Source organism: Ruegeria sp. CDSA141, assembly GCF_059612005.1.
The window spans coordinates 40,234-61,847 of the sequence record NZ_JBXWPT010000015.1 but is presented as its reverse complement, the minus strand read 5'-3'; the positions used below and the strand labels follow the sequence as shown (position 1 = coordinate 61,847).

24 protein-coding genes are annotated in these 21,614 nt (G+C 57.9%); 12 read left to right on the top strand and 12 right to left on the bottom strand.

Features of this window, described 5'->3' with window-relative positions; genetic code table 11:
- Positions 1 to 58 precede the first annotated feature (58 nt).
- From AC2FLP_RS17790 to AC2FLP_RS17770, 5 genes are all read left to right on the top strand, one after another.
- Positions 59 to 697, top strand: a complete 639-nt coding sequence (locus tag AC2FLP_RS17790; RefSeq protein ID WP_496685256.1) for a lysoplasmalogenase — start codon at positions 59 to 61, stop codon at positions 695 to 697.
- 58 nt (positions 698 to 755) lie between these two features.
- Positions 756 to 1,895 (top strand): signal recognition particle-docking protein FtsY, encoded by a 1,140-nt coding sequence (gene ftsY / locus AC2FLP_RS17785; RefSeq protein WP_299896020.1) that lies wholly within the window; start codon positions 756 to 758, stop codon positions 1,893 to 1,895.
- A 90-nt stretch (positions 1,896 to 1,985) separates the two neighbouring features.
- Complete coding sequence (locus AC2FLP_RS17780; RefSeq protein WP_117869371.1) at positions 1,986 to 2,888, top strand: EamA family transporter; 903 nt, start codon at positions 1,986 to 1,988, stop codon at positions 2,886 to 2,888.
- Between the two features lie 16 nt (positions 2,889 to 2,904).
- Positions 2,905 to 3,510: an inner membrane-spanning protein YciB gene (locus tag AC2FLP_RS17775; protein WP_117869372.1), complete on the top strand. Its 606-nt coding sequence runs from the start codon at positions 2,905 to 2,907 to the stop codon at positions 3,508 to 3,510.
- A gap of 115 nt (positions 3,511 to 3,625) precedes the next feature.
- Complete coding sequence (locus tag AC2FLP_RS17770) at positions 3,626 to 4,294, top strand: Crp/Fnr family transcriptional regulator (protein WP_117872793.1); 669 nt, start codon at positions 3,626 to 3,628, stop codon at positions 4,292 to 4,294.
- A 226-nt stretch (positions 4,295 to 4,520) separates the two neighbouring features.
- Here AC2FLP_RS17770 and AC2FLP_RS17765 read toward each other — a convergent pair whose 3' ends face one another.
- From AC2FLP_RS17765 to rpiA, 6 genes are all read right to left on the bottom strand, one after another.
- A complete protein-coding gene (locus tag AC2FLP_RS17765; RefSeq protein WP_117869373.1) occupies positions 4,521 to 6,035 on the bottom strand; it encodes a Do family serine endopeptidase in 1,515 nt (504 codons plus the stop codon).
- A 110-nt stretch (positions 6,036 to 6,145) separates the two neighbouring features.
- Positions 6,146 to 6,340, bottom strand: a complete 195-nt coding sequence (locus AC2FLP_RS17760; RefSeq protein WP_117869374.1) for a DUF2065 domain-containing protein — start codon at positions 6,338 to 6,340, stop codon at positions 6,146 to 6,148.
- The gene (hflC, locus tag AC2FLP_RS17755; RefSeq protein ID WP_117869375.1) at positions 6,340 to 7,236 is read right to left on the bottom strand and encodes a protease modulator HflC; all 897 of its coding nucleotides are present in this window, start codon (positions 7,234 to 7,236) and stop codon (positions 6,340 to 6,342) included. The genes AC2FLP_RS17760 and hflC overlap by 1 nt, the downstream gene beginning before the upstream one ends.
- Entirely contained in the window at positions 7,236 to 8,378 is a 1,143-nt protein-coding gene (gene hflK, locus AC2FLP_RS17750) for an FtsH protease activity modulator HflK (RefSeq protein ID WP_117869376.1), read from the bottom strand. Before hflK ends, hflC begins: the two co-directional genes overlap by 1 nt.
- Before the next feature lie 72 nt (positions 8,379 to 8,450).
- Complete coding sequence (gor, locus tag AC2FLP_RS17745) at positions 8,451 to 9,809, bottom strand: glutathione-disulfide reductase (protein WP_496685248.1); 1,359 nt, start codon at positions 9,807 to 9,809, stop codon at positions 8,451 to 8,453.
- A 125-nt stretch (positions 9,810 to 9,934) separates the two neighbouring features.
- A complete protein-coding gene (rpiA, locus tag AC2FLP_RS17740; protein ID WP_117869378.1) occupies positions 9,935 to 10,723 on the bottom strand; it encodes a ribose-5-phosphate isomerase RpiA in 789 nt (262 codons plus the stop codon).
- A 167-nt stretch (positions 10,724 to 10,890) separates the two neighbouring features.
- Between rpiA and AC2FLP_RS17735 the strand changes: the two genes are divergently transcribed.
- Genes AC2FLP_RS17735 through AC2FLP_RS17720 form a run of 4 tightly spaced genes read left to right on the top strand, consistent with a single transcriptional unit; the run spans position 10,891 to position 14,367 of the window.
- Positions 10,891 to 11,592, top strand: coding sequence for a glutathione S-transferase family protein (locus AC2FLP_RS17735; protein ID WP_496685245.1), 702 nt, complete (start codon positions 10,891 to 10,893; stop codon positions 11,590 to 11,592).
- A 1-nt stretch (position 11,593) separates the two neighbouring features.
- Complete coding sequence (locus tag AC2FLP_RS17730; protein WP_496685242.1) at positions 11,594 to 12,967, top strand: L-serine ammonia-lyase; 1,374 nt, start codon at positions 11,594 to 11,596, stop codon at positions 12,965 to 12,967.
- 23 nt (positions 12,968 to 12,990) lie between these two features.
- Positions 12,991 to 13,407, top strand: coding sequence for a GFA family protein (locus AC2FLP_RS17725; RefSeq protein WP_496685239.1), 417 nt, complete (start codon positions 12,991 to 12,993; stop codon positions 13,405 to 13,407).
- A gap of 45 nt (positions 13,408 to 13,452) precedes the next feature.
- A complete protein-coding gene (locus AC2FLP_RS17720; protein ID WP_117869382.1) occupies positions 13,453 to 14,367 on the top strand; it encodes a DMT family transporter in 915 nt (304 codons plus the stop codon).
- Here the strand turns inward: AC2FLP_RS17720 and AC2FLP_RS17715 are convergent.
- A complete protein-coding gene (locus tag AC2FLP_RS17715) occupies positions 14,312 to 15,019 on the bottom strand; it encodes a thiamine diphosphokinase (protein WP_117869383.1) in 708 nt (235 codons plus the stop codon). The two genes, AC2FLP_RS17720 and AC2FLP_RS17715, sit on opposite strands and share 56 nt — an antisense overlap.
- Before the next feature lie 123 nt (positions 15,020 to 15,142).
- Here AC2FLP_RS17715 and AC2FLP_RS17710 point away from each other — a divergent pair, with 123 nt between their 5' ends.
- The gene (locus tag AC2FLP_RS17710) at positions 15,143 to 16,855 is read left to right on the top strand and encodes a hypothetical protein (RefSeq protein WP_117869384.1); all 1,713 of its coding nucleotides are present in this window, start codon (positions 15,143 to 15,145) and stop codon (positions 16,853 to 16,855) included.
- Positions 16,856 to 17,016: 161 nt separating this feature from the next.
- Positions 17,017 to 17,619 (top strand): GNAT family N-acetyltransferase, encoded by a 603-nt coding sequence (locus AC2FLP_RS17705; protein WP_496685235.1) that lies wholly within the window; start codon positions 17,017 to 17,019, stop codon positions 17,617 to 17,619.
- On the opposite strand, the gene AC2FLP_RS17700 is transcribed toward AC2FLP_RS17705, so the two are convergent.
- The 5 genes from AC2FLP_RS17700 to nthA all read right to left on the bottom strand — a co-directional run bounded on the left by AC2FLP_RS17700 (position 17,610) and on the right by nthA (position 20,978).
- Complete coding sequence (locus AC2FLP_RS17700) at positions 17,610 to 17,846, bottom strand: DUF2842 domain-containing protein (protein ID WP_299895997.1); 237 nt, start codon at positions 17,844 to 17,846, stop codon at positions 17,610 to 17,612. The two genes, AC2FLP_RS17705 and AC2FLP_RS17700, sit on opposite strands and share 10 nt — an antisense overlap.
- Positions 17,846 to 19,141 (bottom strand): adenylosuccinate synthase, encoded by a 1,296-nt coding sequence (locus AC2FLP_RS17695; RefSeq protein WP_117869387.1) that lies wholly within the window; start codon positions 19,139 to 19,141, stop codon positions 17,846 to 17,848. The genes AC2FLP_RS17700 and AC2FLP_RS17695 overlap by 1 nt, the downstream gene beginning before the upstream one ends.
- A 222-nt stretch (positions 19,142 to 19,363) precedes the next feature.
- On the bottom strand, positions 19,364 to 19,693 hold the full coding sequence (locus tag AC2FLP_RS17690) for a nitrile hydratase accessory protein (protein WP_496685232.1): 330 nt from the start codon (positions 19,691 to 19,693) through the stop codon (positions 19,364 to 19,366).
- Positions 19,690 to 20,367, bottom strand: coding sequence for a nitrile hydratase subunit beta (gene nthB, locus AC2FLP_RS17685; protein ID WP_299895988.1), 678 nt, complete (start codon positions 20,365 to 20,367; stop codon positions 19,690 to 19,692). The genes AC2FLP_RS17690 and nthB overlap by 4 nt, the downstream gene beginning before the upstream one ends.
- Complete coding sequence (gene nthA / locus AC2FLP_RS17680) at positions 20,364 to 20,978, bottom strand: nitrile hydratase subunit alpha (protein WP_496685229.1); 615 nt, start codon at positions 20,976 to 20,978, stop codon at positions 20,364 to 20,366. Before nthA ends, nthB begins: the two co-directional genes overlap by 4 nt.
- Before the next feature lie 151 nt (positions 20,979 to 21,129).
- Here nthA and secG point away from each other — a divergent pair, with 151 nt between their 5' ends.
- Complete coding sequence (secG, locus tag AC2FLP_RS17675) at positions 21,130 to 21,489, top strand: preprotein translocase subunit SecG (RefSeq protein ID WP_299895982.1); 360 nt, start codon at positions 21,130 to 21,132, stop codon at positions 21,487 to 21,489.
- The last annotated feature ends 125 nt before the right edge of the window (positions 21,490 to 21,614 follow it).

Here is a 21,614-nt window from a genome sequence, read left to right as displayed (position 1 = left end):
GCGGTTGATTTCACGCCACGTCCAAGATCAGATTATTCTGAACCGGCGAGGAGAAGTCATGACAACCATACTGTTCTGGATCGCCTTTGGCTGCGCCCTTGGTTATCTGCCACTGACCTCCCAACCTGCCGGATCTTTGCGCACCGTGCTGAAAACCGCTTCAGTCGTCCTGTTGGCGGTCATAGCCGTCTTGCACGGTGGGCCTTGGCTATTGGTTCTTGCGCTCGTTCTGTGCGCGTCCGGCGACGCTATGCTGTCACGCGAAACAGATGCCACGTTCATGGCGGGCATCGCCGCTTTTGCCGCCGGGCATCTGGCCTATATCGCTCTGTTCCTGTCTCATCCGACCAGTTCCGTTGCGCTGATTTGGAACGCACCAGCGATTGTATGGTCGTTGATCATTCTTGGCATCATCATGGCCACAATGCTTGCGCCCCGCGCCGGAGACCTGAAAGGGCCCGTTCTGGCCTATATCCCGATCATTCTTGGAATGGGGATCACTGTGCTGGCACTGCCGGATGTTGGCCCGCTGCGGTGGGCCTTTCCCGCAGCCATGGCCTTCATCGCCTCAGATCTGATCCTCGCAACCGAGAAGTTTCTGCTGCCGCCGAACCACCCTGCCCTCAAGGTAACGCCTTATCTGGTGTGGCCTCTCTACTGGGGCGCGCAATTCGGCTTTGTCCTTGCGTTCGCGTGACCCTTTGCAACTGCCGCAAATCCGCATTAGGTGAAGGGAACACCTGTGGAGACCAAGTATGGCGTTTTTCTCAAAGCTAAAGGACAAGCTGTTCAAATCCTCATCTCGTCTTGAAGAGGGGCTGGAAGCCATCGTCGAGGATGGTGGCGAGGAAACTACGGCTCCCGACCCGCTGATCCCTGAACCACAACCCGAACCGCAACCAGTCCCTGAAGTACCGGACCCAGCCCCGGCCCCGCAACCAGTTGAACCGCCCACGCCGATCCCGGCTGACCCCACCCCCGTCGCTCCACCTCCGGAAATCCCTGAATCCAAAGGTATCCTGAACCGCCTGTTCAATCGAGGCGCCGTCACGGAAATGCGCCGCACACTGGATGATGACATGCTGGAGCAGCTGGAGGAGCTGTTGATCGCCTCGGACATGGGCGTCGACACGGCCTTACGTGTCACGTCGAACATGGCTGAAGGCCGCTTTGGCCGCAAACTGTCGACCACAGAGATCAAGCAACTTCTGTCCCAGGAAGTCGCCCGCGTGATGGAGCCTGTGGCCAAACCTCTGCCGATCTATCCCAAACGGCCACAAGTGGTGCTGGTCGTCGGCGTCAACGGCTCAGGCAAGACCACGACAATTGGAAAACTGGCAAGCCAGTTCAAAGAGGCCGGCAAAAAGGTCATCATCGCCGCCGGCGACACCTTCCGCGCTGCGGCCGTAGAACAGTTGCAGGTCTGGGGCGATCGCGCCGGAGTTCCGGTTCTGACTGCACCCGAAGGCTCGGATCCCGCCAGCCTTGCCTTTGATGCGCTGACCCGTGCACAGGCAGAGGGCGCCGATCTGCTGATGATTGATACTGCAGGCCGCCTGCAAAACCGCACCGACCTGATGGAGGAACTGGCCAAAATCGTTCGCGTCATCCGCAAGGTTGATGACACCGCTCCACACAATACTTTGCTCGTTCTCGACGCCACCACCGGTCAGAACGCGCTGAGCCAGGTGGAAACGTTCCGTAATCTGGCGGACGTTTCCGGTCTGGTCATGACCAAGCTGGACGGCACGGCAAAAGGCGGTGTTCTTGTTGCGCTGGCAGACAAATTCGGGTTGCCCATCCACGCGATCGGCGTCGGCGAACAGATCGATGACCTTGCCCCTTTCGACCCGGAAGAATTCGCCGCCGCCCTCACCGGTCTCGACAAAAGCTGATCCGAGGCTTCATCTGGCCCAAAATATCCTCGGGGGGTGTGGGGGGCAGACAGCCCCCCAACTTCTCCGCTCCGAAAAAGGTCCGCGAATTTGAGCGACTGGCTGATCTCTCTCGAAGGCACCGAGGCCGGACACCAGCTGGCATTGGCGCTGGCTTTGATGGCGGCGTTCCTGCACGCGGTCTTCGGTGCATTGCAAAAAGGCAGGCATGACCCGTGGCTGTCCCGAGGTGCAATCGACGCCTGCTATTGCCTTATGGCAGCCCCCTTCGCCTTTTTCGTGGTGCCCTGGCCCGAACCTCATATGTGGCCGATCTTCGCACTCGTCTGGCTGATCCACATTGCCTACAAGACCCTGCAGGCCATGGCATACACCAAAGGCTCTTACACCGTCGTCTATCCTGTGGTGCGCGGGACGGGTCCGCTGTTCACTGTCATCGGCGCCTATCTTTTGTTCGGTGAAGCATTCTCGGCTGTTCAATGGCTGGGCGTAGCTACGTTGCTGGCAGGGATATTCGGGTTGGCCGCCTACAATTTAAGGTTCCTTGAAACCAACAGGGATACGCTGGGGATCGCACTAACACTGGCGATCATCACAGGTCTGTTTGTGGCCCTGTATACCACTTATGACGCCTATGGCATTCGCGCTACCACCGATCCGTTCACCTTTCTGGCCTGGTTCTTCATGATCGACGGCGCGGCCATGCCGATCTACGCATTTCTCAGGTGGCGCGCGATGGCGCACAGACCTGCGCCTGGTCCGCTGATGTTACGCGGCCTCGCAGGCGGTATCATCGCCCCTTTGTCCTTCGGGGCAATCATGCTGGCCACCCGGCTGGACAAGGTCGGTGAAGCAGCTGTTCTGCGCGAAACCTCGACAGTCTTTGCGGCGCTGATCGGCTGGCTTGTGCTAAAGGAAACCGTTGGTCCGAGACGCATTGCCTTGATGGCATTGATTGCACTTGGCGCCGTAATAGTTGAAATGGGCGGGTAAGCAGCAGGAAGTACAGATGACAGGCAAAAAAGACATCAATCCGTTTCTGAAACAGGTTCTGGAACTTGGCCCCCCGCTGGCCTTCTTCTTCATCTACCTGCGCCTGCGCGACGACAGCTTTCTGATCGGCGGCATCGAATACTCCGGGTTTATCATCGCCACGATAATCTTCGTCCCGCTGATGCTGGGGGCAATGGGTATCCTTTGGTATCTGACCGGCAAACTCAGCCGGATGCAGATATTCACAGCCTTCATGGTGATTTTCTTTGGTGGCCTAACTGCCTGGTTCAACGACGAGCGGTTCTTCAAGATGAAAACCACACTTGTCTATGGACTGTTCGCCCTGATTCTCGGCATCGGTCTGATGCAAAGGAAATCCTACCTGGCCTATGTTCTGGACGAAATGCTGCCGATGAAGCACGAAGGCTGGATGATACTCACGCGCCGGCTGTGCGCGTGTTTTGCCGCTCTGGCCGCCGCAAACGAGTTCGTCTGGCGCACCATGTCCACGGACCTGTGGGTCAAGATCGAGACCTTCGGCTTTCCCATCGCGCTGATGGCCTTCCTGATGCTGCAATTCAGCATTCTTCAGCGCTATATGGAAGATCCCGAGCAGAAATAGCTGCCCTTACTTCCGCCAGACCGTCGAAAACAAACAAAATTCTTGGCTTGAGCGCTCAGCTATGGGAAGTTGTGCCACCACCCACTCTCATACTTTGCCCAAGATCGGTGCATACATGACGGCCTTTCCCACCAGCGGCTTCCTTGCCGAAGCTTCCGACGGGCTCAGAAAAATGCTTTCGGCGCAGGCGACCGAAATCTCTCTGTCCCCAGGTGAAATACTTTTTGAACAAGGCGACGAGGGCGACTCTCTCTACGCCATTCTGGAAGGCACGTTAGAGGTTTCCTTTCTGGCCATGAGCGGCCGCAAATTGACGCTTACCCTAATGCGCCCCGGCGAAGTCTTTGGTGAAATCGCATTGTTCGACAATGGACCGCGGACGGCGACCATCGCGGCGGCCGAACAGTCACGTGTACTGCGCGTACGCCGCAACGACGTTATGAACCAGATAAGGCAACAGCCTGATCTTGCAGTAGATATGATCCGCCTGGCCGGATTGCGAATGCGATGGATGGGATCGCAATTGAACGAACAGGTCTTTCTGCCCATGCCTATTCGACTGGCTCGCAAGCTGCTGCACCTGTCGGGTTTGCAGGACGACCCGTCCGCGCGCATCACCCTGTCGCAGAGCGAGCTGGCCGAATTTGTCGGAGCCACGCGCGAAGCCGTATCCAAAACCATCTCAACCTGGAAACGCGACAACATGGTCGAAGCTTCTCGTGGGGGTTTGCTGATCCAGGATTTTGAAGCCCTGCGAGAGTTGGCTGATTCAGATCTTATTTGATCAGGTGTGATCTGGTTCACAGAACATCGATCCCACGTTGACCTAAGGTGAGTTTGTTACCGTAGGAGGTCAGAGAATCATCCCCGATATCTGTCCACTGACCTCTCCCTGTATCTGAGCCATACGCAATATCTGCGTATGGCTCATTTTTTTTGTGGCGCATCGGTGATGCCCGGTTTGGTCTGCGACCAAGAAAAAGGCCGGGAGGTTTTCCTGGCCTATTCCGTTAGTCCTCGAGGCTCAGCGCCACAAAACGCGGATCGCCGCCCCTGCGCACCAACAGCAGCAGAGATTTGCGACCGGCTTCGCGCGATTCTTCCATACGAGCTTCGAGATCTCCGATGGTTTCCACCTTTTGCTGGCCTGCTTCTGTGATCAGATCACCGGCCCGCATTCCCTTGGCATAGGCCTCAGATGCTTCATCGACATCCGTAATCACAAGGCCGTCTGCATCAGCATCCAGTCCCAGATCTGCACGCAGGGTGTCAGTCAGGGGGGATATCGTAAGGCCAAGAATATCCGCGTTTTCGTCAACGGGTGCTTCCTGCGGTTCCTCCTCGCCACTGTCAGCGCGTTCGGCATCCTCACGGCGTCCCAGCGTCACAAGTACGGTCTGCGTTCCGCCATCGCGATGCACGATCACTCTGACGGACTTGCCGACTTCTGCTTCACCAACCTGACGTACCAAAGCTCGCGTGTCTTCCACCTCAACGCCGTCAAAGCTGAGGATCACGTCACCCGCCTTCAACCCGGCTTCCTTGGCGGGGCCGTCCGGCACATCGCTGATCAGCGCGCCGCCCGGTTTTTCCAGCCCCATGGCCTCGGCCATGTCTTCGGTTACGTCCTGAATACGGACCCCTAGCCAACCGCGACGGGTCTCGCCGTATTCACGCAGTTGATCGACAACCTTCACGACGACATTCGACGCCATCGAGAAGCCTATGCCGATCGAACCGCCATTGGGTGACAGGATTGCAGTGTTCACACCGATCACTTCGCCGTCCATGTTGAACAAGGGCCCGCCCGAGTTGCCCCGGTTGATCGCCGCATCCGTTTGAATGTAATCGTCGTAGGTTCCACTCAGCGCTCGGTTACGGGCCGACACAATCCCGGCAGACACCGAGAACCCCTGCCCTAGAGGGTTGCCCATCGCAATGACCCAGTCTCCGACGCGCGCCACGTCGCTGTCGCCGAACTTCACGTATTTTAGCGGGCCCGAAGCCTCGACCTTGAGCAGAGCGATATCGGTTTTCTCATCAGTTCCGATGACTTTGGCCGCCAGCTCTTTCTTGGGCTGACCATCGCCGGGGAAGAATTCCACAAGGATTTCATCAGCTTCGGCAATCACATGGTTGTTTGTGACGATAAAGCCATCTTCCGAGATCACGAACCCCGATCCCAACGCATTACTGCGTCTCGGCGCGTTGTCGTCATCTCCGCCGTTGCGGTCCTGAAATTCGCGGAAGAAATCCTCGAACGGGGACCCTTCGGGCACTATGCCCTGCGGGCCAGTCTGGCCCTCGATCAGGGTGCTGGTTGTGATGTTCACCACCGCCGGGCTGATTTTATCTGCCAGCGGCGCCAGGCTTTCGCCTCGGGCCTGAGCCGCGGCCGATTGGGCCAGCAAAAGCAGTGAACCGGCAAAAGCCAGCCACATCAGCCGCAACCAAACACTCACTTCGTCCCACCGGACGGATACACTGCGCGCTTTCGCCTGCACTTGAGCTCTCCTTGTCGACATTCTCGCTAAAACCGCGTGTACACGGCCTTTCTTACCAACCAATGTAGTCAGTTTGACCCGGCGAGCAACTCGGGATCGCAACGAAATCACCGGCAAGTGAAACCGCCGCATCAAAAGCCCAGCTGTTGCGCCCCCCAAAGCAGGATCAGCCCACTGATCACACACAACAATCCGGCGAGACGACGGGCTTGCTCGGGCATGTCCCGCAAGGCTTCAAGCATCCGTTCGATAAGCGAAGGGGCCAGCGCATAGGCCAGCCCCTCGACGATCAATACCAGCCCAAAGGCCAGAAGGATCATGCCCATTATTCAGAAGCCGGAGCCGCTGGCACAGGCCGCCCTGTAGGAGATCCAAGGTAATTGAAGAACTCTGAATCCGGGCTCAACACCAGCGAGCTGTTGCCGCCTTGCAGCGCATTCTCGTAAGCTGTCAGTGAGCGGTAAAACTCAAAGAACTCCGGATCGGCACCGTAGGCTTCAGCAAAGATCGCGTTGCGTTCGGCGTCGGCCTCACCGCGGGTGATTTCAGCCTCACGACGCGCATCCGACACTAGTTCAACCACAGTTCGGTCGGCCTGCGCACGAACCCGCTGCGCGGCCTCGTTACCACGCGCGCGTTCGTCGGTTGCTTCACGTTCCCGCTCGGCCTTCATCCGGTCGAACGTTGCCTCAAGGTTGGCTTGCGGCAGGTCAGTCGCTTTCAGGCGTACGTCGATCACGGTGACACCCAGTGCACGTGCCTCGGCAATAGCACTGTTGCGGATACGCAGCATCAGCGCGGCGCGGTCGGAACTCAGGATATCGCGCGAGGACACCGAACCCAGAACTTCGCGGGTTTCGGCGCGCAAAATGCGATCCAGTCGATCTTCGGCAACCGGGATACCGCCAACACCAACCGCCTGGCGGAACTGGTTCAGATCCGAAATCCGGTAACGTGCAAAAGCGTCAACCACGAGGCGACGATCATCCAGAGGTGTGACCTCCAGCGGCTGCACGTCGATGGACAAGATGCGGTCGTCATAGCGCACCACTTCCTGAATCAGCGGAATTTTGAACGCCAGACCTGGCTCTTCCTTCACAGCGACAACGCGGCCAAATTGCAGAACCAGAGCACGCTCGCGCTCGTCCACGATGAAGATCGAGGACAGCACGCCGACTATCGCGATAAAAACGATCGGCAATATAAATGTCGTCTTACGCATCAGTTGCTCTCCCCTGCAGGGCTTCGGCGCAGCTCGTTGAGCGGCAGATAGGGTACAACGCCCTGCCCTTGCCCACTCGAGCTCGGGTCTAGAATGATCTTATCGACGTCACCCAAAATCTGTTCCATCCGTTCCAGATACAAACGCTTGCGTGTCACGTCCGGTGCCTTGGAATACTCTTCCAGAACCGCGCTAAAGCGACTGGCCTCACCCTGAGCACTGTTGATCTGTTGAGCACGGTACCCTTCGGCCTCTTCAAGAATCTGCGCAGCTTCACCGCGCGCCTCGGCAAGAACCCGATTGGCATAGGCGTCGGCCACGTTTTGCAGACGGTCACGCTCCTGCGCAGCAGCCTGAACATCGCGGAACGCGGCAATCACGTCCTGCGGCGGGTCGGCCTTGTCAAAGTTAACGCGGACAATATTCACGCCGGAATCGTAACTGTCCATCGTGGACTGAATCAGCTCCTGAAGGCGGTCGGCGATGACACCGCGATCCCTGTTCAGAATCGGAGCAAGCTCACTTTGCGCAATAATCTCGCGCATGGCCGATTCCGATACAGCACGGATTGTCTGTCGCGGATCGCGCAGGTTGAACAAGAACTTGGCCGGGTCATTGATGTTCCAGACGACCTGGTAGTCAATGTCGACCACGTTCTCGTCACCGGTCAACATCAGGCCATCGTCACTGCCGCGTGCTCCGCCCATGTCTTCGTTTTGTTCGCGGGTAACCGGAATGACTTCGGCGGTGACAAACGGCCATGGCGCAAAGTTCAGACCCGGATTTCCAACAGCCGAAAACTCGCCCAGAAACAGTTCGACTGACTGTTCTTCGGGTTTGACGGTGTAAAAACTTGCAAGGCCCCACAAAACTGCAGCCGCCACCAGACCGATCGCAATTGTGCCCTTTGTAAAGGCCGGGCCACCGCCGCCCTGACCACCGCTGCCACCACGACCACCGCCGCCGCGACCGCCCATAAGGACGCGAAGCTGCTCCTGGCCTTTTTTCATCAGCTCGTCGATCTCGGGGATCTGCGGGCCGTCGCCTTCGGGCGGCTTGCGCCCGTCCCCGTTGTTACCCCGATTTCCTCCGCCACCGGATGAGCCTCCGCCCCCCCAGGGGCCGCCGCTGTTGCCCGCCATATGTATCTTTTCCCTTGTATTGGACCGTGTGATCACGGGTTCCCTTGTAACGTGTGTGCGCGCGCTTGCAAATCAAGCCGTGCGTACAGGTTGCCGCATTGTCACCAGTTCTTCGGCCATCACCGGATGAACTGCAACCGTGCGATCGAAATCTTCCTTTGTCGCGCCCATCTTTACGGCAACTCCGGCCAGCTGGATCATCTCACCGGCACCCGGAGCCACAATGTGGCAGCCTAGTACTTTGCGGGTAGCCTGAGAAACGATCAGTTTCATCAAAACCCGCTGCGTTCCACCGGCAAACGCCTTCTGCATCGGCTTGAACGACGTCGCATAGACCTCAATCGGTTCCTGTGCCGAGGCTTCCTCCTCGCTCAGGCCTACTGTGCCGAATTCAGGTTGCGTGAAAATGGCGGTTGGGATCAGCTCGTGATCTACAGGTGTCGGGTTGCCTTTGAAAACAGTTCCTACAAAAGCCATCCCTTCACGAATAGCCACGGGTGTCAGGTTGACCCGGTCGGTCACATCGCCAATGGCATAGATCGACGGAACAGCGGTCTGGCTGTATTCATCCACGACGATCTCACCCTTGCGACCACGCTCGACGCCCAGATCTTCCAGCCCGAGATTGTCGGCATTCGGCGCACGGCCTGTGGCGTACATGACCACGTCAAAACGATCCTCGGTGCCGTCAGTTGCCTTGACGCGGATCTGTTCACCATCCCTAGTCATTTCCAGCACATTGGTGCCCAGACGAACGTCGATACCGTTCTGACGCATTTCTTCGCAGATCAGCCCGCGCGCTTCTTCATCAAAACCACGCAGGATTTGTGCACCGCGGTAGAATTGCGTGGTCTCGACGCCAAGACCGTTCATGATCCCGGCGAATTCGCTGGCGATATAGCCACCACCGACGATCAGAATACTCTTTGGCAGCTTGTCCAGATGGAAAATCTCGTTCGACGTGATCGCAAGATCCGATCCCGGGAACTCTGGCACAACCGGGCGACCGCCTGTTGCAATCAGGATGTGTTTGGTGGTTTTCCGGCTGCCATCAGTCAGCTCGACCGTGTGCGCATCCACCAGGCGCGCGCGCTGATCAAAGCTTTCAACGCCGTTGTTTTTCAGGATGCTGCGATAAATTCCTTCCAGCCGATCCAGTTCGGCAACGAGTTTGCCGTGAAACGTATCCCAGTCAAACGCGCCGGGCTGAACGTCCCAACCATAGGCTTTTGCATCTTCGACCATGCCCGAGTATTCGCTGGCAAAGACCATCAGTTTCTTTGGCACGCAGCCCCGGATCACACAGGTGCCGCCATATCGGTCTTCTTCAGCCAGCGCGACCTTTGCACCCGTTTCACCCGCCGCCACACGTGCCGCTCGGACCCCGCCCGAGCCTCCGCCGATGACGAAAAGATCATAGTCAAAGCTCATGCCGGTTTCCTTCGTTCAACTTGCAAATTCCTCTGGATATCTGGGCGCGAAAACCGCGGTGCCAACCCCCGGGCGCGGATTATTCGACCTTTTACCGACGCTTGTCCGAATAGCTTGCATGAAACTCAGTCCGTTTGATCGGAAAACAGGTTTTCCCGAGAGTCACGCAACAGCTGATCCAGTTCAAGGGTGCCCGCGTTGATATCCCGCAGTTCGACCCGCCCGTCTCCATGGCCGATGACGACCTTGTCACAGATATCGATAAACAGGCCGTTTTCCACCACGCCGGGAACCTGATTGAGGATCAAGGCCATCTGACGGGGATTGCCGATGCGCTGTAGGTGCAGGTCAAGAATGTGGTTGCCTTCATCTGTCACGAACGGGGCCTCTCCATTCATACGCAGCGCCGCCGAGGTTCCCAGCACATCCATCGCATCCAGCGCTTCTTCGATCAGTGTCCGTGTGGTTTGCCAGCCAAAGGGGACAACCTCGACCGGCAAAGGAAAAGCACCCAGCGTTTCCACCTCTTTCCCGGCATCGGCGATGACGATCATCTGATCGCTGGCTGTGGCAACGATTTTTTCCTGCAAATGCGCGCCGCCACCGCCCTTGATCAGGTTCAGGTCACCATCGAATTCGTCCGCGCCATCGATGGTCATGTCCAGCCACCCGGCCTGATCCAGAGAAATGACTTCGATCCCGACTTGGCGTGCCAGCTGCGCGGTGCGGGTGGACGTGGGAACACCTTTGATCCGCAGGCCTTCGTCCTGCACCCGTTCACCCAAACGGCGGACCAGCCAGGCCGCTGTAGACCCCGTTCCAAGACCCACGCGCATACCGTCCTCGACCATCTCGGCGGCACGGCATGCAGCCACAAATTTTGCGGTGTCGATGGGCGACAATTCTCCGGTCATGGCAGCTTTCCCAGTTTGGCCTGCCGGTGTTATAGGGAATGCACCACACAACTGCGACCACAATTTGCGGTCCGGCAAGTTCAAAGATGTCTCAAAACTGCGCGTTTCCTATCGGAAACGTCGCAATCATGTCTTCCGCACGAATCTTTGTCATATAGATTGCCCGCATGATGACCCGATACCGCCTGCATTATGCCCCTGATAACGCCTCGCTGGTGGTCCGGCTGGTGCTGGAAGAAATGGGTGCGCCCTATGAAACCGTGCTGGTCGATCGCCGTCGAAACGATCAGGACAGCGTAGCGTATCGGGCGTTGAACCCCAACGGGCTGATCCCTGTGCTTGACACTCCGCAAGGGCCGATCTTTGAAACGGCGGCAATCCTGCTATGGCTGTCCGAGCGCCACGGTCAACTGGCCCCGGCGGCAGAAGCCCCCGAACGCGCCGAGTTTTTGAAATGGCTGTTCTTTGCGTCCAATACCCTGCACGCCGATCTGCGCATTTTGTTTTACGCTGAGAAATACATCGATCCCCCACGGGCCGATACGTTGCGTGCAGGTATCCGACCCCGTATAAAGCAACACCTGCAACTGCTGGACGCGCTGGCAAAACACGCGCCGATCTGGTTCAGCGCAGAATGTCCGTCGGTTCTGACCTATTACGTCGCATGCATGATGCGCTGGATGGCCTTGTACCCGGCCAAGGCAGATCGCAGTTGGTATCAACTGACTGACACCCCGGCCCTGCAAACCATCCTGGCACAGCTTGAGACGCGCCCTGCCACCCTCGCAGCCATCGCGGCCGAGGGTCTGGGACCCAAACCGTACACCTCTCCTATTTACGCCACCCCCTTAGAAGGCTCAGCTACCTGACATGTTCCTCTCTGTCTTCGATATGTTCAAAGTGGGCATCGGCCCGTCCTCCTCGCACACCATGGGCCCCATGGTGGCGGCGGCTCGCTTTCTGGACATGATGCGTGCATCACCATTTGAATTTGCAGGTCTGAAGGGCTCGCTGCATGGCTCGCTCGCCTTTACCGGCGTTGGCCATGCAACCGACCGGGCGACCATTCTGGGATTGGCCGGCTTTGTTCCGGACACCTACGACAACGACAAGGCCGAGGCCGTATTGGCGGACATCGCCAAGACACACACGGTTACCCCCGAAGGCCTGCCGACACTTCAATTCGACCCAAAAGCTGACCTGGTTTTCGACTATGACACCAACCTGCCGGGGCACGCCAACGGGATGATCCTGATGGCCACAGACGCGCAGGGGGACGTGATCCTGCGTCAGGTGTTCTATTCCATCGGTGGCGGTTTTGTCCTGACCGAAGAAGAGCTGGCCGAGGGCAAGGCAACCGACGAAGGCGCGCCTGTACCGTTCCCGTTCAAGTCTGCCGCGGAGATGCTGGATATGGCCAAATCCAGTGGAAACAGCATCGCCGAGATGAAGCGCGCCAATGAGATAGCGCGCGGCTGTGCTGACAGTTTTGCCAAAGGCTCTGCCCGCCTGTGGGACGTCATGAATGCCTGTATCGAACGCGGTTTGACGACTGACGGCATCCTGCCGGGCGGGCTGAAGGTGCGCCGCAGGGCAAAGGGTATCTATGACGCGCTGATGGCCGAACGCGGCATGAACCTGACCGCGCCGCACACGATCAACGACTGGATGAGCGTCTACGCCATGGCGGTCAACGAAGAAAACGCCGCCGGTGGGCAAGTCGTCACAGCACCGACCAACGGGGCGGCAGGCGTTCTTCCTGCGGTGTTGCGCTATTACCTGGACCACGTTCCCGGTGCCTCGGAGAGCCATATCGAAGACTTCTTTCTGACCGCGGCCGCGATTGGAGGGCTGGTCAAATACAATGCGTCCATCTCGGGGGCCGAAGCGGGGTGTCAGGCCGAGGTTGGCAGCGCATCAGCCATGGCCGCAGCGGGGCTCTGCGCCGTGATGGGCGGCACGCCTGAACAGGTTGAAAACGCCGCCGAGATCGCGCTGGAGCACCATCTGGGCATGACGTGCGATCCCGTCGCCGGGCTGGTTCAGGTGCCCTGTATCGAACGTAACGGGCTGGGTGCCATCAAAGCAGTGTCAGCTGCATCGCTGGCCCTGCGCGGGGATGGCGAACATTTCGTACCATTGGACGCGGTGATCGAAACCATGCGTCAAACTGGCCACGACATGCACGAAAAGTACAAGGAAACGTCACTTGGCGGTTTGGCCGTGAACGTGCCAAACTGCTGAAATCGCAACAGGAGAGGGTCGATATGCGTGGACATTGCCTGTGCGGCAGCATCAAGTACGAGATTGACCCTCCTGCCTTGTCCTGTGTCACCTGTCATTGCGACAGCTGCCGACGCCAATGCGCTGCACCAATGACCACCTATTTCGCAGTTCGTGACGGAAAGTGGCGCTGGATCGGAGAAGAGCCGAAACGCTTCAACTCTTCTCCCGGTGTCGAGCGCAGTTTTTGCCCGCATTGCGGCACCCCAATCTCATTCCGTTCAGCCAAGATGTCGGATGTGATGCACCTGTATGTAGCCACTTTGGAGACCCCAGAGGCGTTACAGCCCACGTTGCACGTGTCTCATGAGGAAAAGCTGAGCTGGCTGCACCTGGCTGACGGTCTGCCCACCTGCACCGGGCCGGATTACACAAAAATTCAACCCCTGCCGGACGCCTGACATTCGACCTTTCCACTGCGCCGCGAAGCAGATAGCGTCGCGCTCATGACTCAGGATCGTCCCGTCTTCGGCATCTTTTTGATGTTAGGTTTTTGCGTGCTCGCACCCTTGGGAGATGCGATGGCAAAGCTGTTGGGTGAGACGACTCCGTTAGGTCTGCTGGTTGCTGTCCGCTTCGCGGTGCAAGCGTTGATTCTCATCCCCCTTGTGGTGATGACGGGTCGGCCCTGGCGGATGCGCGGGCGGATTCTGCGCCTGACAGTCATCCGCACGCTGCTGCACATCATCGGCATAACTGCGATGTTCAGCGCGCTGCAGTTCCTGCCTTTGGCTGACGCCATCGCCATTGCCTTTGTCATGCCTTTCATCATGTTGCTGCTGGGCAGATACGTTCTGGGCGAAGAGGTCGGCGCGCGGCGCCTTGTGGCTTGCATCGTCGGTTTCATCGGCACACTTCTGGTCATCCAGCCCAGCTTTTCCGAGGTCGGCGCACCTGCTCTGCTGCCTTTGATCGTTGCCGTGGTTTTTGCGTTGTTCATGCTGGTCACGCGCCAGATCGCCAAGGAAACTGATCCGATTTCCTTGCAGGCGGTGTCTGGCGTCCTAGCAACTGTGGTGCTGGTTCCTGTCCTTGTGATCGGAACACCGCTTGGTATCTGGGACCTGTCAGCCGCCTTGCCCGCCCCCGACATGTATTGGTTGCTGATCGCGATTGGAGTTCTGGGGACCGTCGCGCATCTGCTGATGACATGGTCACTGCGCTATGCACCTTCGGCCACGCTGGCCCCGATGCAATACCTGGAAATCCCGGTGGCAACCCTGATTGGCTGGGTAATTTTCAGCGACCTGCCGGACGGGCCGGCAGCGGTTGGCATCATGATCACAGTCGCCGCCGGTTTGTACGTTATTCTTCGCGAACGGGCCACCGCTCGCACTGTCCCGACAGAAACACCTGCATGAGCGGGTCGAGTGCAGTGCGGGGAGCCATGACCAAAAGGCCTGGTCCATCCATCTGCAATTCAACATCCGAAAGCGCGCGATTGGAAGTACCCACCTGCCCGTCCGGATGAAACCGCAGGCCGTCGATGGGCCATTCCAGCCCGGTGCTGCGCCCCGTCACCGGGCGCATTGGAAAGAGGGAAACCACATCTCCGGGCGCAACCGGCAGCCGGATTCGGGGAGGCGCGTGAAAAACCACCTCATGCTCGCCCAACAAAATGCAAGCCTGGTCCTGACGTCTGACAAGTATGCTCAGAACTGCAAGCTGATGATCAAGTCGTCCGCCAAGAAAACCGGCCCCCAAAACCAGCGGAGCCTGCACATTGCGCAAGGCCTTGTCGAAATCGGTGCTGTCCTGCTCGCGAATGGCAAAAAGCCGGTCAGACGGGATTTTCGCTTTCGACGCGTTGTCCAGCGAATCGAAATCCCCGATGACCGCGTCCGGAATCCGACCTGATTCTGTCAGAACTGCCGCCCCACCATCCGCTGCAACGACTGAAGTGACGCGGTTCAGCACCAAATTCAGGTCGTCGAAACCAACATAACCGCCCCCAAACAACCCGATTGGATCAGCAGAGCGTACAATTGGTTCATTTTTCCTAAGATTGGCCATTTTTCCCGGATTTGGACACATTAAGACCACAAAATGATAGGTTCATGCATAAAGTTCAGAGCCTCCGTGTGCTCCCGATTCCGGGTAAGTGGGCTCTTGTAGTTTGTAAAGGACGTGCGTCTGATGGTACAGAATAACAAGGTATTAACCGTTTCATATGGAACCTTCTCCTGCACTTTGGAAGGATTCGACGATTCCTTTGAAACGATGAAGGCCATTGCCGAATATTTCCGCGATCTCGCTGCGGATGATCGTTACTTCGGCTCGGAGCCTCCGCAACCAGACGCCGAAATGCTGACCCGCATTGCACGCCGCGATGCATCGCAACGCGTTGAAGCCAGTCAAAACGAATCCGGGCTTTTGCTGCGTGCTTCATCAGGCACCGAAGCCCCGGCACCGATCGCTTCTGACGCACCGGCCCCGCACACGGCTGATATTGATATCATGAAAACCCCCGGTCCCGAATATACTCAACCAAGCCCGGCACAGACCTCTTTCGCGGACGCGGAAACCGTCGAAGACACCCCTTCTCCGGCAGCCGACAGCATCGCAGCGAAACTGCAGCGTATCCGAGCCGTTGTTTCCCATTCGGACGTCCCCCCTACTGCCTATTCCGAAGACGAGGAGTCTTCGTTGCTGGCCAACACCGCCCCGCCGGTGGACGCCGTAGCAGCTGCTTTCGAAGCCGGTGCTCTCAGTTCGGAAGACTTTGAAGAACCTGCCGAGCCCGAGGCCGCGGAAATCGAGGATCTGCAAGCGCTCGATGTAGAAGACGTACAGGCCGATGAAGCGCCCGCAACAGCTGAAAAGCAGGACATCGAAACCGCAGAATCGGGTATCGAGAACGTTTCCGAACAGCAAGTGCCACTGACCCCCGAGCACCTGCAGGACGAGAATTTCGAAGAAACAACGGAAACCGCACAGCTTCCTGCAGAGCCCCTGTTCTCGGATCTTGAAGACGATAGCGAAGAGGAATTCGACGAAGAAGATGTTCCAAACATCCTCAACGTTGAAGACGTGGCGATCGAGTCCGAAGAAGAACCAGGTGAAGAGCCGCAGGACAATCAGGCGCAGGGTGTGCAGGGTGTATTGTCGGAAGAGGACGAATATCGACTGTTGTCTGAGATTTCGGAAATCGAAAAAGACATGGCAGGTCGTTCCAGCCAGAAACTGACTGATGACGCCGATCCTGATCAGGATATCTCGCGACTGATGGCCAAAACCGGTGAACACATGGAGGATCCCTCCAGCAGCGACGCGCGAGAAACTTATTCGCATCTTCGTACTGCCGTTGCCGCAACCGAGGCCGACCGTGATGACCAAACGACTCCGGACGCCTCGCCTGTCGATGAGTACCGCGTTGACCTCGCGTCAGCGGTCAGCCCGCGCCGCCCCGAGGTAAACGTGACCAGTATACGCCCTGAAGCAGATACTCCGGCCCCGTTGAAGCTGGTTGCCGAGCAGCGCGTGGACGATCAAAGCGAATCCAATGGCCCCGTGATGCCGCGCCGCGTCACCACTCAGACAGAAGAAACCGAGTCGGAAGAAGGCGGTTTTGCGCAATTCGCACAGGATCAGGGCGCACAGTCGCTTCAGGATCTGCTGGAAGCAGCTGCGGCCTACCTGTCCTTTATCGAAGGACAGCAGCAATTCTCGCGCCCGCAACTGATGAACAAGGTCCGCTCTTTGAAGCAGGATGAGTTCAATCGCGAAGAAAGCCTGCGTTCGTTCGGACAGCTGTTGCGCGACGGAAAAATCGAGAAAGCCGGTGGTGGCCGTTTTGCTGCGTCCAACCTGATCGGTTTCCGCCCTGATGATAAGCGCGCAGTAGGCTAACTGCCATACCAGTTGACAAACAGGGCCGGCTGCCCCACCGGCCCTTTTTCTTTTGCCGACAACCAAAAATACCGAAACTGAGTAATTTTTTAAATAATACCACCCAACGGGTGACGCTGCAGTGCAGAAATATGGTATGATCATACGATAGTAATTTCGTCATGATATCCATTTCAGACATGGGCAGCGCTATGCAAGATGTCATAATCCGCCGACTTCGGAAGTGCGATCAGGCCTTAATCAAACACCATTTCAACAAGTTGGATGAAGAGATATTGTTGTCGCGCTTTGGAGTGCCTGTTCAGCCGCAGGGATTGCAAGACTACCTTTCCAACATGTTTGCTGGTGCAGCATTCGTTTTCGGAGCATTCCCGGATCCTTGCCTGCGTGGTCTAGGAGAATTGCGCCTGATACCTGACCACAAACACCACGTTGCCGAAGTAGCCTTTACCGTAGAGAAGGCCTGGCAGGATCGGGGCATCGGCGATGCATTGCTGTCACGCCTCATTACGGTCGCCCAAAATCGAGGGATCAGAGAAGTTCACATGCTTTGCCTTGCGGCAAACCAAAAAATGCGGCGCTTGGCCGCCAGGCACAACGCCAAGCTGACCCTTGTACCGGGTCAGGTCGAGGCTACCCTGACCACTCCGTGGCCGACACCGTTTAGTATGGCCAAAGAAATCACAGGCGAGTACCACGCGTTTGCACGCGCAGTGCTCAACTGGCCCAACCATGTGCACACATCAAACGAGGCTCAGGATTGATCCGGGTCTTCTTTGCCAACCCCGCGAAAAACGAACTTGAACGGCAGGGCCCAAAGAATGCCCAGAACGATATAGACCAGAAGTTCCACCCATATCGGGGGGCGCTCCAGCCAGTTCAAAACCGTCACCACCGCCACAATGTAAAGTGGCAGGCCGATCACAAGAATAACCAACGACCAGCGCCGGCGCGCCTTGTAACTCAGACCTGTTTTCTGCTCTTTCTTCATCAATCAGCAAACGGGTCGGTCACCAGAATGGTGTCGTCCCGCTCCGGGCTGGTGGACAGAAGGGCCACAGGGCATTCGATCAGCTCTTCGACCCGGCGCACATACTTGATCGCATTGGCCGGCAAATCAGCCCAGCTGCGCGCGCCTTCGGTCGATTCGCTCCAACCCGGCATTTCTTCGTAGATCGGTGTGCAACGGGCCTGCTGGTCAGCCGCTGTCGGCAGATAGTCCATGCGTTCACCGTCTAGCTCATACCCTGTACAGATCTTCAGAGTTTCGAACCCATCCAGAACGTCCAGTTTTGTCAAAGAGATACCGTTCACGCCACTGGTCGCACAGGTCTGACGGACCAGGCACGCGTCGAACCATCCGCAACGGCGTTTGCGACCTGTTGTTGTCCCGAATTCATGCCCACGTTCACCCAGGCGCTGACCATCCGCATCCTCAAGTTCCGTCGGGAATGGGCCTTCGCCGACACGGGTGGTGTAGGCTTTTACAATCCCCAGCACAAAATCGATCGATCCCGGTCCAATCCCGACCCCTGTCGCGGCCTGACCTGCGATCACGTTGGACGAGGTCACGAATGGATAGGTGCCGAAATCGATGTCCAGCAGCGCCCCTTGCGCCCCTTCGAACAGGATGCGTTTTCCGGCTTTGCGCTTTTCGTTCAGAACTTTCCAGACCGGAGCAGCAAAAGGCAGAATGCTCTGCGCGATCTCTTTCAATTGGGCAATCAGCGCGTCGCGGTCGACCAGTTCGATTCCCAGACCTTTGCGCAGCGGGTCATGGTGCTGCAAAGCGCGGTCCACCCGTGCCTCGAGCGTGGCTTCATCCGCCAGATCGGCGACACGCACGGAACGGCGCCCGACCTTGTCTTCATAAGCCGGTCCAATCCCACGACCTGTAGTGCCGATTTTGGTGCCTTTGCTTGCCGCTTCTTCACGCGCCCGATCCAGCTCACCGTGAATCGGCAGGATCAGCGGGGTGTTCTCGGCAATCATCAACGTATCGGGGGTGATCTCCACACCCTGCGCCCGGATGGTCGCAATTTCCTTAAGCAAGTGCCAGGGATCCAGCACGACGCCGTTGCCGATGACGCTCAGCTTGCCACCGCGCACGACACCGGAAGGCAGCGCATGCAGTTTGTAGACTTCTCCATCGATCACCAGCGTGTGACCGGCGTTATGTCCGCCCTGAAAACGCGCGATCACGTCCGCCCGTTCGCTGAGCCAGTCGACGATCTTGCCTTTTCCTTCGTCACCCCACTGGGCGCCGACAACAACCACGTTGGCCATATCCGGTCCTTTTGCGCTGAGTTATCAAACCCGGCTCATATAGCGGGGCGCAAACGGCAGGGAAACCGATATTTCGCCGCAGATGAAAATCGCGCGCACGCGCGATGCCTCAGGCGGGGATATTTATAGCCAGATGAAAAGCGGATCCCCGGCTTCATCTGGCAAAAAATATCCCGGGGAGCCTCTCGGAACGGGCGGCGGGGCAGAACCCCCTACCCGACATCAACGCAAATGCACCGGTTGCCCATGAGGTGTCGTCAGATATGCTTCTTCCCAGAATTGACATAACTCTTTTACATCCTGCTGCGGCGCAGTGCCCTGCTCGGCCAACAACCCCTCAAGCGTTTCCAGCCATGCTTTGAAGTAATCGTCACCTCCATCCAGTTCTCGAGAGAGTCCGTGGCGCTTCAACGTATTCGAAAACCGGGTGGCCCAGTCGGGCCATTCGAACCGACCGGCCTCGTTCAACGCCACGGTGACAGCGAATACCTGAGCGTGCCAGGGCTCGGCAAAGACGGGATCGGGTGCGCTGTGGGTGATGCAATCGTTCATGCCGGCTCCAGGTAGCTTTGCCAGAGGTCCAATACGACTTCGTCATCGGGGTGTTCAGGGTTGGCCCAAAGCTCCGATGCCGGGAATGCCACGGCATAAATCGGTTCAGGCGCTTCGCCCAGCCCGTGAGCGTTGGAATCAGGCAGGACATGGGTTCCGTGCAGGCGCAGGACTCGGCCCTTGGCACCAGACGCATAGATCGGCAGGCGCGTATGGCCGCCATCTACAAGCCGATTTGCTGCGGGGCGATTTGTGACAACCTGTTGCCCGACAGAAAACCGCACCGACACCTTCGAGGGCCTGTCCGCCGGCCCACCTTTGGCCAAAGCAGCAGAAACAGCTTCCGCTTTCAGCCTCCTATCTGCCAGTGGACTCGGTACGTCATTCCCATCGCCCCGCAGGTCGGCCAAGGTAAGAACGCCGTGTTCTACCAGCAGGTCAGCCAGGCCCGATATCCACTTCTCATAGTACGAAAACCGCGTGTAGTCTTTCGGGGACAGCCGTTCGCGTGCGTGGCGAGATATGTCGATGTTCCACTGCCCCAGAAAGCCGGATGCAAGTGTCACTGCCAGTGCCCGTGCGTTCCAGTCTTCGGCAAAAACCGGTGCATTCTCGGCTTCGGGACTTATCGGACCATCTCCGAACCGGCCTCCCATGTCATGAACGCGGGTCATGAAAGGACCTTCGGCAGGCCCGTGCCGATCATACTGTCGCGTGTCACAAGCGCAGTAAGTTCCTTCTCACTCATCCCATCTGTGCCTTCGGGACGCATCGGCAGAACGAGGTAGCGAACCTCGGCCGTCGAATCCCAGACCCTTACGGAAGTTCCCTCGTCCAAGGTGACACCGAATTCAGCCAGTACTTTGCGGGGCTCACGCACCGCACGAGCTCGATAGGCATCAGATTTGTACCAGCCCGGCGGGATACCCAGCAAAGGCCAAGGATAGCAACTGCACAAGGTGCAGACGACCATGTTGTGCCGGGCCGGCGTGTTTTCGACAACAACCATGTGTTCGCCCTGGCGACCATAATAGCCGAGATCCGCGACCACCGGGGTGGCGTCTTCCAACAGAGCGGCCTTGAAAGCTGGGTCGCTCCAGGCTTTGGCAACAACCCGCGCGCCGTTCTGCGGGCCAATCTTGTTCTGATAGGTGTCGATGATTTCATCCAGAGCCGCTGGATCGATCAGACCTTTGCGGGTCAGAATCGTTTCAAGCGCTTTGACACGCAATGCGGGTTCAGGCGGCAAAAGGGCGTGCGGGTGGTCGTGGTCGTCATGTGGCATAGGCCGCAGCCTGCGTCACGCATCGGCGTTCTGTCCAGCCCCTTTACCGTGATATCATGCATCACGTGCGGTGATGCGAACTCCTGACTTGCCCCCGCTGGCAAACTTGCATAAGTACCACGCGATACACGCCACGCTGTACAGGACCACCATGGAAAACGTCGTTCTCATTATCCACCTTCTTTTGGCTCTGGGCCTGATTGCCGTTGTTCTGTTGCAGCGGTCCGAAGGCGGTGGCCTTGGCATGGGTGGTGGTGGCGGTGGCGCCATGACAGGCCGTGCAGCAGCGACCGCTTTGGGCAAACTGACCTGGATCCTCGCCGCTTGCTTTATCGTAACCTCGATAACATTGACCATTCTGGCGGCTCAGAAGTCTTCGGGCAGCTCGGTGATCGACCGTTTGGGCGCTCCGGCTTCGACTGAGGAAAGCACACCGGCGGTTCCGGCGGCGGATGACCTTCTGCCGCCTGCACAGGACGACAATGCACCGCTGATCCCGCAAGCGGACTAAGCCACTACACTTAGAAACTCAAAAGAGAACTGCAACAGCATCTTGCGGTTCTCTTGCGCTTTGGGCGCGAATCCTTTATACGTGAAGTCCCGTGATGCAGCGGTTTTTCGTAAACCGTCGGGCAG